The following is a 14,387-nucleotide window of genomic DNA, read 5'->3' as shown; positions in this document are numbered from 1 at the left end:
TTTGTGTGCAGCAAACGCAAACATGCCGCGCGGTTTATCCCCGCTGGCGCGGGGAACACTATTTCAAAAAGCGCTTGACTTCGTTTGAGCGCGGTTTATCCCCGCTGGCGCGGGGAACACATCGGCTGAACAATTGGCATTTAAAGAATATGCGGTTTATCCCCGCTGGCGCGGGGAACACATCTTCATCAAGGAACAATCGACTACGCCAACCGGTTTATCCCCGCTGGCGCGGGGAACACAAATGCCTAACAACATTATCTCCGAAAATATGCGGTTTATCCCCGCTGGCGCGGGGAACACGGCTGCAATCTGCCAGCCACCAGGTCATCAATCGGTTTATCCCCGCTGGCGCGGGGAACACGCGCAAATAATGCGGGTTCCTGGGCGAGCTTTCGGTTTATCCCGCGTGGGGTGACTGACACGCTATCGGTTTATCCCCGCTGGCGCGGGGAACACCGTGTATGCAAAGCTAACATAGAAACGAATAGCGGTTTATCCCCGCTGGCGCGGGGAACACGTGGGCCATATGCGAGTGAGCTACGTCCTGTGCGGTTTATCCCCGCTGGCGCGGGGAACACACGAACGTTAATACGATCAAAAGGACTAGGAACGGTTTATCCCCGCTGGCGCGGGGAACACACCTTTGTTTGACAGTACCACATGAACACGGCCGGTTTATCCCCGCTGGCGCGGGGAACACTAAAAACTGGAAATCGCAAAATGCCAGATGTTCGGTTTATCCCCGCTGGCGCGGGGAACACCTCAGATTATGGAAGGTGAGAAGGTCATGATCCGGTTTATCCCCGCTGGCGCGGGGAACACATGGGGAAACTCAGTTTAAATTAATTCCTAGCCGGTTTATCCCCGCTGGCGCGGGGAACACCAAAAAACGAAAGCCCCGACGTGTTGTTGGGGCGGTTTATCCCCGCTGGCGCGGGGAACACGAGAAGAATGAAGCCGATAATCATGATGAAGCCGGTTTATCCCCGCTGGCGCGGGGAACACAGTTTGCCAATCTGGTACGGGAACAGGAACAGCGGTTTATCCCCGCTGGCGCGGGGAACACTGTATAGGCATTTAGTGAAAATGTTTGTAGTTCGGTTTATCCCCGCTGGCGCGGGGAACACCCCTGATTCCCGCTTGAGAAGCTGATAGCAGGCGGTTTATCCCCGCTGGCGCGGGGAACACCAACTTTGTATTAATTTGCTTAAACGGACATGCGGTTTATCCCCGCTGGCGCGGGGAACACGGATGGATATTCAAGCCTGATTTACGCAATGCCGGTTTATCCCCGCTGGCGCGGGGAACACCAATATCAATTTCATACGGAGGTATTAATTTTCGGTTTATCCCCGCTGGCGCGGGGAACACTCTAAAAGTATAGCTTTGTTTTATAACACTTTTTTCGGCATAAAAAAATCTACCGATTTTTCCATGTTGTTAAAGATCGCTAACTTATTGATTTTCAATAGGTGAAAAAGAGACTAACCGCAGGCCATCCAGATCTACCGGCATTCGGCGGTTTTCTCCCCAGGTTTGGAACTCAAAACCGGATTCCGTATTCGTCGACCATGCCATCACCACGTTGCCCTGCTCTGCCAGTTCGATAATCTGTTGCCAGACCATTTCTCTCACCCGCTGTGAGGTATCGCCAACATAGACACCCGCACGGACTTCCAGTAGCCATACCGCTAACCTGCCGCGTAAACGCGGCGGGACATTTTCCGTCACCACCACAAGCATACTCATTTAACCTTGTCCCCGGTGACCGCTGTCACCAAACGGCTTCGGCTCTGGGATGGCCGGCGGCTGCGCATCGTCCGGCGGAAGCGGCGGCGTAATGCCACCCGCAGATAAGACGTCCTCAATGAGAGGAATCAGTTTACTGAGCGTTTTCTGGCTACGGAAAATATCACGGCAGGCAAGCCGCACTTCACGATCAGGCTCGGCAGGGTTGCGAGCTGCAATTTCAAAGGCTTTCGCTACCACACCCTCGAATTTGATGATATCGGCAATGTCATAGACAAAAGAAAGCGGTTTGCCGCTGTGGACAAACCCGATTGCTGGCGCGTAGCCCGCCGCCAGCACGGCCGCTTCCGTAATACCGTACAGGCAGGACGTTGCCGCACTAATGCACTGGTTGACCTTGTCGCCTCGTTCCCAATCTTTCGGATCGTAACGTCGGCCATGCCATTTCACGCCATATTGCTGCGCCAACAGCGTATACGTTTGGCGCACGCGGGCACCTTCAATTCCCCTAAGCTGCTCGACCGAACGGCGGCTCGGCGCCGGTTCACCAAAGCGCAGCTCGAACATTTTGCGCACCACTTTCAGGCGCAATTCCTCGTCTAACGCCAGCTTAGCCTGATAGAGCAATTTGTCCGACCGCGCGCCGCCGGGCTGGCCAGACGCATACAGCCGCACGCCCGCTTCGCCAACCCACACCAGCAGCGTCCCGACCGTTGCCGCCAGTCGCACCGCCGCATGAGAAACCCGCGTGCCCGGTTCCAGCATGATGCAAGCAACCGAGCCGACGGGAATGTGCGTACGGACGCCGGTTTTATCCACCAGCACAAACGCCCCATCAATAACATCAATCTGCCCGTATTGCAGAAAGATGAGTGAAACGCGATCCTTAAGCGGGATCGGGTTGAGCGGAACATACATCGTTGACTCTCCCTGTAACGGGGCAGGCTACGCCCGTTTCAATAGCAGCAGGCCACACCCCAGTGCTTTGCTTTTTCCTAACCCTTGTCGGGCAACCGTCGCAAAGCGTTCAGCATCCGTAATGTGAAGCACCCCGTCATAATCCACGCTGCTGAACATAATCGCTGCCGACTGACCGGGCTTGTTCAGGCGATGGCGTTGATAGCCATCCACCCGACACGACGATACCGCAAAGCCCGCATTTTCCCCCTGTCGCACCAACCATTCCCGCGCACGCTGTTGCTGGTGTTGCCACAACGCCACGCCGGATAGCCCCGCCGCTTTCGCCTGATGACGCGCATCCATCAACACATCGCTACGTTTGCCGTCCCGCGTAACGACTGGATTCGCACGCAGCGAAAAGGCTAACGCCATGCCGTTATGCCACTGTGGTTGATAGGGTTTGGTTTCCACCTGAAACAGATTGTGATCCGCCTGCGGTGCCTGTTCAGAAAGCAGGTAAAACAGGCTTTTGGTTTCATGCGACTCTTCGCGGAACAGGAACGAACGCTGAAGCTGTCCAGGGAAAAGCTGCCAGAGCCATTGGTGGCTGGCATAGCCCCCCGCGTGCAGCCGCTTCTCGGCCATCACACGCGGCAACGCATTGAGTTGCAGTGTTATTCTGGAAAAATACATCATTCCTCTCCCTTATCACTGCCAACATATTGCACACGAGAGGCGAACTGCCAGCGCCGTCGATCGGCGGGCTGATCGTTTCGTGAGACCCGATATTGTGCCGTTAGCCCCGTATCGGCTTCCTGTTCCCAGTAGCACACACCCTCGGCACGAGCGATCATCTCTAACGCGAGATCGTTCAGCGCAGGCGTCCGCCTGGCTAACTGCCACACCTCGGCCAACGTGCCAGCAAACAGGTGCGGCGCCAACGGCAGCGCAGGCGGACAGCTTTTCCGTCCGAAATAGAGCGTAAACACCGGTGATAACAGCGCATCCCGCAGCGCACTTAACGAGTAAGGTGCATCCGGCGTGGCGCTAATGGCGATGTGGTAATAGGCATCACAGCGGTATTCGCGTGAGGTCAGCATGGTTTCGAGCGATTGCCCCGCCTCCGGCCGCAATTCATCACGCCTTGTGTAGCGCGGCACCTTGCGGTTTTCTTTTGGCATCTGCACCGTGTGGTAGTCATTCAGCCAGGTTTCACGATCGGAAAGCGGCCGTACCGCCACATGGTAATGCTGATTAAAAACCGTCAGCGCGGCTCGATCGTCGCGCCGGATCCCCAGCGCCGCTGCCAGCAGCCCCAGCAGCGCCGAACGGCTGGGTACCGTCGAGGTGTGGCGCACCTCACCGACCGCCACTTCCCCCCACGACACCAGCGGGGCATAGATCTGGAAGACCAGATAGTTATCCATAGAGCGCTCCTACTGGCTGATGAAATCCAGTAACCCTTGCAACGAACCGCCCTCGCTGTCGGCTTCCACGTTCAGCTCATAGGAAGGAACGCCGCCCGCAGAGGCGTACACCCGGTCAAATTTGTTTTTTTGCTTACGTAACAGATCGATGGCGTCATTGACCTGATTATCACTACGGATGGGTTTGAAAAACGCGACCGACAGGGTACGCGGCTGATCGGTGCTCTTTTCTGCCAGCGCATAGGTTGCCAGCGCCCGACTGGCAAAGCTGTTCTGCTTGCCGCCGGGCGATACAGTCAGCGCCGTTTCCGTCAGCGCACGCAGGGTTTTCGCCACCAGCGCTTCATCGTTATTCAGGTTTTGCAGCAGCAGATCGCGGTTAATGCAGACATAGTGGTAGAACAGCGCCGAAGCAAAGCCCTGCTCGCCCATATGTGCCGATCCGTTATCCGCTGCCTTATTCAGATCATCTACCGCCGTAAAGAAGTCATCTTCGATGGTAACAGCACTCACACCCAGCGCGTGCGCGACCTGACACGCCGCTTCGATATCGAATTCCGGGCTGGAGGCCAACATCCGACCAAATAGCGCGATATCGACACTGGTGGCATCCTTACGCAAGAGTTTTAGCTCTTCGCTATTCGGCTTACGGGATTCCGCGACCAGACGCGCAACCAGTTGATCGATCAACGCCCTTTCCTGCACGCTGAAGTGAGCAAGCTGTTCGATATCGTATTTTTCCAGTGGCTCTTTACTGCCTTTTTCTTCTTTTTTCAGTTTACCGAACTGCTCAGCCATGTTTTTCGCCGCCTCATCGGCCAGCTTTTCACTCATTCCGCCAGCAATCAGCGCATTGTAGATATCACGCCCAATGCGGCGACTGCGGGTGCCAATATGGCCGCTCATCGCAGACTTAAAAACCTCAGAAGTGCGCCATGCGCGTTTCAGGCTTTGTGAGGACACGCGCAAACGTTCAACGCCACCCACGATGGCGGTTTTCGGACGCCCCGCGTCATCACGGTTCAGGTTAGAAGATGGATAAGCGGTTAAAAAATGAAGCTGGATAAATGTGGTCATCAGTTATTCCTTGTCTGAAGCTGTCGTTGTCGTTGTCGTTGTCGTTGTCGTTGCTGTCGTGTCTGGCTCATCGGCGGTGAGGTTTTGTGACGCCTGCGCATACTCGCACGCCCAGCGCACAGCGTTGCGTCGCAAAGGGTGAAGCGTTGGCGCACGGTTTTCCTGCCGCGCCTGCCATTCGTCCGCCCACAGGAAAATGCTGTCCGCCAATGAAGGGAGGTTTACACCGGCCTCTCCGCGTATTTGTACTGCACGAAAAAGCTGGCGATACAGCTCTTCCGGCGTTTGCGCCCGTTGTAGCCGTTCAAAACGCAGGGGGGAAAGGAAAGGACGATCGCCGCCCTGCTTTTCACCTAACTGCGCTGCAAAGCTGGTTTTCAGCATGTTTTTCTCTGCATGTGCCGCAACGGAAACAAAAATCGCCAGTGCCATGATGCGGCTTTCTTTTTCCAACTGCGCTGCCAGCTTCCCCGCCAGATCGTGATACCCCGGACAAGTCAACACGCCAAAAGGCGGCGCAGCGCGGCGCAACTCTGCCCGACGCGCTCGGCCATTACCCGCAACACTGTGGCGATTTTGTAGCGCCTCGAACCAGTCACTAATCTTTTTCGCGTCATCCTTGTCGATGACCCTAAAATCAGCCGTGTTTGCCATCCACTGCCTCCTGCATTTGTTTAATGGATTCTGCCGCTTTCTGCTTATGGAAAAACGCACTCAGCTTTTTCCGCGTTCCCGCCGCCTTAGCCAGATCGCGATGTTCGTCGGGGTTGCTAAACACGCGGGCATCGTAGGTACCCAACAGATAACGATAGAGTGCCTTTTGCCACGTTTTCAGCGCCGTAGCGGGGGCTTCATCCTGAGCTAACGACTGATACAGCCGTATAAAATCAGGCTGTGTTTCCTGCCAGAACGCGACATCAATAGCGCTGAAATCCCCTTTTGCGTCTTTCGGACGTGAGAACCAGGCTTCTTTAATCATCTGCCGCAGCAGCGTAGCGCTATCTCGCGCCAGCTCAACGGCCAGTTGCAAATAGTCTTTATATTCAATCAACGTCAGAGGATCATCACGAAAACGGGCAGACGCGAACAACAGCGGGACATGGTGTTCATACCAACAACGCGCCTTCATGTTGTCCATATCGTAGCCAAAACACCACAGCCCAGAGTGCCTGCGCAATTCATCCCGCCGGGCATTGTGCTGCACAACGGTGGCGGGAAAGGTGTGGTTAAGCTTATCTTCCCCCTGAACCAGCAGCCCCAGCCAGTCACGGTAAGCCAGCCCGCCCGGCTGCCCTTTCACCGACAGAAGCGGGGCATCATCGCCCTTCAATGCCCGACGATAAGGGGTGAGCGGATGCTGCCAACTGTCGTACTGAATGCCGTAGTTTTTGGTGCGATACTGCGTGAACAACGTGGTCGATTCCCTGCCACACAGATCGCATTCCCCCGCCTCTAGCGAGGTGAAATCCAGCTCGATGCGGCGCGGCATGCCCCAATAGGCTTGCAGCCGATGCGCATTTTCCGGCGTCACGGGTGGGTGAGCGCCCTCGCTGGTCGGTGTGGCCGCTAACCACGGGAACACCGTGGCATCAGGTTTACCCTTTAGCATCACTTCCTGTGTCACCACGTTCATCCAGAGTTTTTTCCACAGCGGCAGCCCAGTATCTTCCGGCATAAGCAGCGTCGTGATCGGCCCACCGCCGCGCATCCCGGTGCGGTGCCCCTGCCCGCCGGATGGCGCATTGGTTTGCAACGTGAACAACGCCATTGCCGCACAGTGTGGACATACCGCGTTGACCGTACCACGCTTGATAAAGTGATCTTTATTCAGCTTGAGCGTATTGCCGCCGGGGGCATCGATCAGCAGGCCGGAAATCGGCGTCGGGTCGCTGTCGAGCGTGGCAAAATCCTGCATAAACGCGGGCTTCTGTGCGCCAAACTGCATCGCCGGCGCCAGCGTGGCTAACGCCTGCGGGAAATCGTCACCCAGCCCTTCCTCCCAAATTTCACTCCAGTCATCGTCATCAGCGGGCGCATAGGCGGTTTGCAGCAGGCCGATAAGGAGCTGATAGCCCGCGCCCTGCAAATCGGCACGCGGCCAGGCGAGATCGATAATCGTGTCGTCGGGGAGTTGCTGCGGGGAAATGTTACCCATCCGACCATCCGAAAAAACGGCGGGTAACCAGGGTTCTTCAATCAATGAAAACATCGTACCTCCTGTGTGCGCCGCATCCCTGCGGCAAGCCAGATTATGGCGAGTATTACAACTAATGCCGGTCGTCTAAGGATCGAGATACCGAGGGCTACCACGGTGCGAGGTCTCCTTGCGGGAACCTCATCACCGTGTTTCCCTCTACATTCGGCCTTAAGCGAATAGCATTAAGTATTACGGCTTCTTTTTTAGCACATCCAACCCGCGACACCAGAGTGGTGGCTCACGTTTGTGGCTGAGGGTAGGAACAATACGGGTCGGATGCGGTGGCGGAGCCCCACTCACACCATCCCCCTACCAAACACACCTTCTGTTTAATTGACAGTCAACTACAAAGTGCTACCCTGTTCCATAAAGTAGCACTGAAAAGAGGGGAATGTTATGCAAACAGTAAAAATTCGCCAGCAAGGTGGGGCATTAATTGTCACCATCCCGCGTGATTACGGCAAGGAACTGGGGTGGGACATAGGGACAGAAATCGCCATAGAACGCAGTGGGGAAGGCATAAGTTTACAGCCCACCAAAAGAAAGCCACGAGGTAAATTCAGCGTGGAAGAACTACTCGCCCAAATTGATAGCGAAGAGATTGCTGCGCTTAATGAAGATGTGAAAACCTTTACCGAGACAACACCGACCGGTAAGGAATACTGGTAATGGCAGAAAAACGTATTCCGCAAAAAGGGGATATTTGGCATTTTAATCCTGATCCCGTGTTTGGTCGCGAATTAAAAGGCGACCACTATTGTATCGTAGTCACAGACGGTGCGTTGAATGCCGCATTAGGCGTCGCCATTTGTTGTCCTATCTCAACCAAAGCAGAAACAGCACGTTCTGCGGGCGTCACTGTCGCAGTCACCCCAGTAGATACAGAACGCGGGGATTTACGCGGTGTGGTACTCTGCCACCAAGCGCAGGCTGTGGATCTCCTCGCACGCGGTGCGACGTTTGAAACGGTAGCAGAGGATGTGCTCATACAAGACGTGATTATTAAGTTAATCAACCTTATTGACCCGCAATGAACCTCAATCAATATAGCTTAATTATTTGAATCAATTACGAATCCAACAACATCAACCCCACCTGCTCGCTATAAAACGCATGCGTTTCACCCCGATTCAGCAGCAGAACCTCGGCCTGTGGGCGGTGTAATTGCTGTCGAAACCGCTCCAGCGCGTCATCTCCTAATATCGGTAATCCGGTTTTACGCTTCTGCCACCAGCTTAACCGCACCTGCACGCGGCTTTGCTCCCAGGCGAAAGTTTCCGATGCGGCGTAAGGCTGCGGAAGTTCACCATCATTTTCCGGTTTCCACGCCAAATACAGATCCAGCGTGTCCTCTCCCAGACGGGTGGAAATATCCACCGCATCGCTCCAGCCAGACTCGCTGGATTGAGCACAGTAACCGTGTACCAACGCCAGCGATGACTGACCGGCAACGGAGCGCTGGCCGTATCGTTCACCCAGTACCTTGTTGGCTATAGCCTCCAGTTCAAGGGGCACCGCGATCTGTTCTTCATACACGCTGTTGATCAGCAGCCGCGCCGCTTCCGGCATTTTTATTGCACCGCATTCACGCAAGATAGCCTGCGTGCGCCACAGCGCGGCATGATCGGGATAAACGTAGCCGCTGTTGCGCAGTTCATCACCCAGCCAGTTAGCCTCCGCTTCCGGTTGCCAAACCGGAGCCATGATGTGCAGCACAGCCGCCGGGCGCTCATCCGTTAGCGGTGCCGTATCCAACTCTGTTTTACGACGCCCGTCGAGAAACCGGATATGCCGCTGTAATCGCCCTGCACGCTGAATCAGCAAGTCGATGGGTGCAAGGTCGCTAATCATGTTATCGACATCAATATCCAGCGATTGCTCAACCACCTGCGTGGCAATCAGCACTTTGCCAGCACGTTTATCCGGCGTGCTGTCTTTGCCAAACCACGTCAGCGCCTGTTCCTCAATCGCCATACGATCGCAAAAGGCGAAACGGCTGTGGAACAGCAGCATATCTTTCTCTGCCATACCCTCCTCAATGAGCTGACGATAAACGGCAATGGCGTCATCCACCGTATTCCTGATCCAACAGATCGATTGCCCTGCCGCTACGCTAGCCTTCACGGATTCGATGCCCTCCAACCGTTCAGTCAACCAGCTAATCTTGACCTCGCGCTTTACTTCCGACCGCGTTTCCAGCGCCGTTTCACGCAGCCCTTCACGCGTTAACTGCGTCAACCACGGATAGGCCGCGTTGGGGTCAGGCTGGGCAGACTCACAGGCTATCCCCAACGAAAACGCCCACGTCAGTTTTTCCCGCAGGGTAAGTGGCAACGTCGCGGTGAGGATAATCACGCTGCCGCCCTGCAGCGCATGAAAGCCAATCAACAGCTCAATCAGCTTGCTCATGTAGGCGTCATACGCGTGCACTTCATCCAGAATCAGCAGCTTGTTTTGTAGCCCCAGCACCCGTAGCGACTGGTGGCGAAATGGCATCACTGCCATCAGCGCCTGATCGAGCGTGCCTACGCCGATATCCGCCAGCAGCGCTTTCTTACGCGAGTCCGCAAACCAGATGTTACAGTCCTTGCTGGCAGCGTTTTCTTTCTTGTCGTACTGCGCCTGCCCCTGACTGTCACCTTCCCACAGCGATTGCACAAAGGCTGATGACATATGCCGCGCCCCATGCGCCAGCATCAGCGAAGGGTTATGCTCTGGTGAATATAATGCGCGGTAGGCTTCGGCAAGCCGCAGGTACATAGCATTCGCCGTCGCCATCGTCGGCAGGCCGATATAAATACCGCACGCTTTCTGCTGCGCCATCAGACGATGTGCCAATATCATCGCGGCTTCTGTTTTCCCCGCGCCAGTCACGTCTTCCAGAATGAAAAGCTGCGGCCCGTCAGCGGAAATATCCGCTTCCTGTGCCTGCTGTTGCAGCGGCGTTGGGCGTTGGATAAACGGAAAGAGCTGTTGGATAGAATGGAAAGGGGCAGTAGACGGGGTTCGTGGCAAACGCGCGACGACCTTTTCTGCCGTCGGCAGAGCGTGTTCACGCCAGTAGGTTTCAAGCGGCATCGGCGTGCTGCAATAGCGGAAATCCTGCTGGCGCGAGCCCAGCCAATCTGCCAGCACGGTCAAGCCAGCCAGCGCCCAACTTTGCTGCTTCAGCCGGTTTCGCCAGCCTTTATCTGCAAAACAGACTGGGAACGTAGAGGCGTCGGGAAAACACGTTTCCAGATCATGCAGGTAATGTCCTACCGCCAAATAATCATCACGATGAAAGGCCAGACTACCTTTGCATTCCGCCGCGGGTTTACCGTGATGCCCGGTGACGATATTCAGCCAAATCTCCAGCGTACTTTTCACCACCGACGTGAGCTTCTTCGTCCCTAAAGGAAATAAGCTGGTAATATCATCACGCATTGTCCATAGCCAGAAGCCCAGATCGTCATGCCTTTCCCCCCCAGATTGTCCCGAATGCTGGACTAACGGGGAGTCAGGGTTGACATATTTCCCCTGAAAACCACGGGCAAATTTCCCGATATCGTGCCAGGCTAGAAAATACGCAAACCATGCGGTGACATCCGCCTCGGACGCCAACTCACGCAGCACATGGTTAGCCTGAAAATAGTTTCTCTTTAACAAGAAATAACCACAGGCTGCCACATCCAAACCGTGATAAGGCAGCAGGTGATAATCATCTCCCTCCTGCACATCCGCCGATCTTTTGGCTTTTCCCCAATACCGGAAATAGCTCCTGTCGATGATGTCTTCCTTATCCATAGTCTTTATCTGTCAGAATAACCTTTCACGACGACCTCACGCCGTTGGCACATTGCTCGCTAGCGCGACGACATTCTCTTGCTCTGTGGGGGTTTTACCGGTTTTCTCTTTTTTCTTTTCCACGTAGCTCAGTTTTTCCTGATGCTGCGCTGGCGGAGTCAGCGGGTGGGACTGGCCGGTGAAGATGCCGCCTTTTTCAATGGAGAGTTCGTCGGTGAAAATATCGCCAAATACTTTCCCCTGCGCCAGAATGGCTACGACGCTGGCGACGATACGTCCTTCAACACGACCGTTGATGACAATCTGCTGCGATTTCATTTCGCCGTTTACCTGACCGGTGTGTTCTACTTTAATCGTGTTATCGCACTGCACGTCACCTTCTACCCGGCCTTCCACGGTGATATTGCCATCCACAGCCAGAGAGCCCGTCATCCGTGCGCCCTGAGAAATAAAGGTGTCTTTTTTCACGCGCACAGGGTTCACTGAATTAATCAACTCGTTCGATGGGCTGATAGCGGGAGAGCTGTTTATTTCACTGCGCTCTTGCGGTTCTTTTGCATCTTTTTTGTTTTTATCAAATGAAAACATCGTGTTATTCCTTTTAACAGTATAGAAAAATGCGATCGCGGCACTCGCGACGAGCACAGCAGCCACTCCCTGACCGTAATAGCGAAGGGGGAATTCGCTATAAATATCAATAAGCCAGGCGACGACCAGCAAAGCCCATAGCGCCCATATTCCCCAAAGCAGGTTGTAATTACGCACCGGGGTAACCCCGGAAAGAGGTAGGGTGATACATATCCTTCTCCATTCGTCCTTTTTTGCGGCTTGATTCCCGGATTCATTGAGCCACGCCTCATAACTATCGGATGACAGGCTCGTTTATTTAGTCCGATAACCGTAGCAACGTGATGACTATCGCATAAATTTTCACCAATGCGATGTGGAAAAGTGCGTTTTATTGATGTGGATGCGTCTCTGCAATGAAGGGTATTGCTTAGCTAAACCGATTCTTCTATTTTAGCAAACAGTCTGATTCTCGTTGATAAGAGTAACATTATGGCAAACAGAATTTGGGTCATGGGCGACGCGGTTGTCGATCTCATCCCGGAAGATACGGAACGCTATCTGAAATGTCCCGGCGGCGCACCGGCCAATGTCGCAGTCGGCATTGCCAGACTGGGGGGAAACAGCGCCTTTATCGGGCGCGTCGGTGACGATGTTTTTGGCCATTTTCTAAAAACAGTGCTGGAACAGGAGAACGTCGATACGCATCACATGGCGCACGACACACTCCACCGCACCTCAACCGTGGTCGTTAGCCTCGATGAAGCAGGGGAACGTGCCTTCACGTTTATGGTACGCCCAAGCGCAGACCTGTTTTTACAGCCGAAAGACCTGCCGATATTCAACCAGAGAGAATGGCTGCACCTCTGCTCCATCGCACTCTCACAGGAACCTTCGCGTAGTACCGCCTTTGAAGCGATGCGGCAGGTGAAAGCCGCGCGAGGCTGGGTCAGCTTCGACCCGAATATCCGTGACGATCTCTGGCAAAGCGAGCAGGAACTGCGCGACTGCCTGACACAGGCACTGATGCTGGCCGACGTAGTGAAACTGTCGCGTGAGGAACTCGCCTTTCTGTGTTCAACACCGGACGTTGAAGCAGGGATTCAGCAGTTCATGCAGCGCTACCCCACCCGGCTCTTGCTGGTGACACTGGGCAGCGAAGGCGTCTGGCTGCACGATCGCCACCAGCTACAGCACTTTGCCGCGCCGTCGGTAACCCCCGTCGATACGACAGGTGCGGGGGATGCCTTCGTCGCTGGTTTACTGCATGGCCTGGCGCAATATAACGAGCTGTCACAGCCGCTTAGCTGGGAGCCGATTATCGCGCAGGCACAGCAGTGCGGCGCACTTGCCACCACGGCAAAAGGTGCAATGACCGCACTCCCCTACGCTCAGCAATTGCACGCACTCCCTTAGCTAAGCCCTAATCCCCTCGTTTTAATACGGTTACCGTCCGGTTTTGTAGTCAGGATCACAGTTACAGAATCGGGCGAGTGAAATTTCTTGCTAACCCTTCTGCTGGCTTTTATTTTCCTCATGAAAAACCGGTTTAGCAATTTAGCTAAACATGAGAAATCCAAAAACAATAAATCTCCTTCACGACGAGAACGAAAAAATGAAACCAAGCCACCTTGCTGTGACGATAGGATTATTACTCTCCTCCCCGCTTTATGTTTCTGCCGCCAACACCGATAGTATTGAAGCCCGCCTGAACGCCATGGAGCAGCGTTTGCAACAGGCTGAAGCCCGTGCCCAGGCCGCCGAGGCCAGAGCCGACGCCGCTGAAAAGCAAACCCAACAGCTCGCCACCCGCACCACACAAACCGAACAGAAAACCCAGCAGGTGGAACAGCGCACGACGGCGCTGGCTAAGCAAAAATCCTTTGCGGATGGATTTGAATTCCACGGCTACGCGCGTTCCGGCCTGTCGATCAATGACTCCGCCACCAGTTCCAAGACCGATAAAAGCAAACACCGGTACAAGCCGTGATAACACCGTCGTCACCAACACCAATGCAGGCGATAAAGGCTACCACGCGATGGTGGCTTACCACGGCGACAGCTTCTACGGCTTGCGTGACGGGACATCGAAAACCGCGATCCTCTACGGTCACGGGCTGGGCGGCGAAGTGAAAAACATCGGTGCCGACGGCAACCTGACCAACGATGCCAACACCTGGCGCTTTGCGACCTACGGAACAACCGCGCTGAACAAGACCTGGAGCTTCGCCCCGTCCATCCTGGCGCAAACCAGCAAAGATCGTTACGTCAACGGCGATAGCTACGAATGGGTGACATTTAATGCGCGCCTGATTCAGGAAATCACCGAAAACTTTGCACTGGCTTATGAAGGCAGCTATCAATACATGGACCTCGATCCGCGCGGTTATCGCAGCCTGAATCAGGTTAGCGGCGGTTTCTACAAGCTGACATTCGCACCGACATTCAAGGTCGGTGATATCGGCAACTTCTTTAGCCGTCCTGAACTGCGCGTGTTTGCCAGCTACATGGACTGGGATAAGCGACTGGATAACTACTCCAGTGAAGATACGTTTGGCTCCACCGGCTTTAAAGCAGGCGGCGAATGGAACTTTGGTATCCAGATGGAAACCTGGTTCTAACCCTTGTCCGGCTTTGGCGTCGATTACGCACTAATCGACGTCAAAGTGACGACATATAAA

At 54.7% G+C, this 14,387-nt stretch carries 12 protein-coding genes, 1 pseudogene and 1 CRISPR repeat array (1 of these 14 cut by a window edge); of the genes and pseudogenes, 4 read left to right on the top strand and 9 right to left on the bottom strand.

All coding sequences use genetic code 11. The features are described 5' to 3' along the window. Positions 1–1,374: a CRISPR direct-repeat array (repeat unit 29 nt; unit sequence CGGTTTATCCCCGCTGGCGCGGGGAACAC) (it extends 580 nt beyond the left edge of the window). Positions 1,375–1,458: 84 nt separating this feature from the next. Genes cas2e through casA form a run of 7 tightly spaced genes read right to left on the bottom strand, consistent with a single transcriptional unit; the run spans position 1,459 to position 7,365 of the window. After that, entirely contained in the window at positions 1,459–1,752 is a 294-nt protein-coding gene (gene cas2e, locus LCF41_RS01810; protein WP_014698581.1) for a type I-E CRISPR-associated endoribonuclease Cas2e, read from the bottom strand. Beyond that, positions 1,753–2,670, bottom strand: coding sequence for a type I-E CRISPR-associated endonuclease Cas1e (cas1e, locus tag LCF41_RS01805; RefSeq protein ID WP_225086637.1), 918 nt, complete (start codon positions 2,668–2,670; stop codon positions 1,753–1,755). 27 nt (positions 2,671–2,697) lie between these two features. Further along, positions 2,698–3,345, bottom strand: a complete 648-nt coding sequence (gene cas6e / locus LCF41_RS01800; RefSeq protein ID WP_225088076.1) for a type I-E CRISPR-associated protein Cas6/Cse3/CasE — start codon at positions 3,343–3,345, stop codon at positions 2,698–2,700. Continuing rightward, positions 3,345–4,079, bottom strand: coding sequence for a type I-E CRISPR-associated protein Cas5/CasD (gene cas5e, locus LCF41_RS01795; RefSeq protein ID WP_225086636.1), 735 nt, complete (start codon positions 4,077–4,079; stop codon positions 3,345–3,347). Before cas5e ends, cas6e begins: the two co-directional genes overlap by 1 nt. A 9-nt stretch (positions 4,080–4,088) precedes the next feature. Continuing rightward, positions 4,089–5,156 carry a type I-E CRISPR-associated protein Cas7/Cse4/CasC gene (gene cas7e, locus LCF41_RS01790; protein ID WP_225086635.1) on the bottom strand — a complete coding sequence of 356 codons (1,068 nt, stop codon included), beginning with the start codon at positions 5,154–5,156 and terminating at the stop codon, positions 4,089–4,091. A gap of 3 nt (positions 5,157–5,159) precedes the next feature. Next, the gene (casB, locus tag LCF41_RS01785; protein WP_225086634.1) at positions 5,160–5,810 is read right to left on the bottom strand and encodes a type I-E CRISPR-associated protein Cse2/CasB; all 651 of its coding nucleotides are present in this window, start codon (positions 5,808–5,810) and stop codon (positions 5,160–5,162) included. Beyond that, positions 5,794–7,365, bottom strand: a complete 1,572-nt coding sequence (gene casA / locus LCF41_RS01780) for a type I-E CRISPR-associated protein Cse1/CasA (protein WP_225086633.1) — start codon at positions 7,363–7,365, stop codon at positions 5,794–5,796. Before casA ends, casB begins: the two co-directional genes overlap by 17 nt. 384 nt (positions 7,366–7,749) lie before the next feature. Between casA and LCF41_RS01775 the strand changes: the two genes are divergently transcribed. Further along, positions 7,750–8,022 carry an AbrB/MazE/SpoVT family DNA-binding domain-containing protein gene (locus LCF41_RS01775; RefSeq protein ID WP_225086632.1) on the top strand — a complete coding sequence of 91 codons (273 nt, stop codon included), beginning with the start codon at positions 7,750–7,752 and terminating at the stop codon, positions 8,020–8,022. After that, positions 8,022–8,387: a type II toxin-antitoxin system PemK/MazF family toxin gene (locus LCF41_RS01770; RefSeq protein ID WP_225086631.1), complete on the top strand. Its 366-nt coding sequence runs from the start codon at positions 8,022–8,024 to the stop codon at positions 8,385–8,387. The genes LCF41_RS01775 and LCF41_RS01770 overlap by 1 nt, the downstream gene beginning before the upstream one ends. 34 nt (positions 8,388–8,421) lie before the next feature. On the opposite strand, the gene cas3 is transcribed toward LCF41_RS01770, so the two are convergent. Beyond that, positions 8,422–11,139 carry a CRISPR-associated helicase Cas3' gene (cas3, locus tag LCF41_RS01765; RefSeq protein WP_225086630.1) on the bottom strand — a complete coding sequence of 906 codons (2,718 nt, stop codon included), beginning with the start codon at positions 11,137–11,139 and terminating at the stop codon, positions 8,422–8,424. A 36-nt stretch (positions 11,140–11,175) separates the two neighbouring features. Further along, the gene (locus tag LCF41_RS01760) at positions 11,176–11,727 is read right to left on the bottom strand and encodes a bactofilin family protein (protein WP_347880992.1); all 552 of its coding nucleotides are present in this window, start codon (positions 11,725–11,727) and stop codon (positions 11,176–11,178) included. Between the two features lie 471 nt (positions 11,728–12,198). On the opposite strand from LCF41_RS01760, the gene cscK reads away from it, so the two are divergent. Continuing rightward, positions 12,199–13,122: a fructokinase gene (gene cscK, locus LCF41_RS01755; RefSeq protein WP_225086628.1), complete on the top strand. Its 924-nt coding sequence runs from the start codon at positions 12,199–12,201 to the stop codon at positions 13,120–13,122. 199 nt (positions 13,123–13,321) lie between these two features. Continuing rightward, positions 13,322–14,327 (top strand): annotated as a pseudogene (locus LCF41_RS01750) (carbohydrate porin). The last annotated feature ends 60 nt before the right edge of the window (positions 14,328–14,387 follow it).

It is taken from the genome of Pectobacterium colocasium, from assembly GCF_020181655.1.
In the GTDB taxonomy this organism is placed as follows: domain Bacteria; phylum Pseudomonadota; class Gammaproteobacteria; order Enterobacterales; family Enterobacteriaceae; genus Pectobacterium; species Pectobacterium colocasium.
The sequence above is the reverse complement of the archived record's forward strand: the minus strand, read 5'-3'. Positions and strand labels throughout refer to the sequence as shown.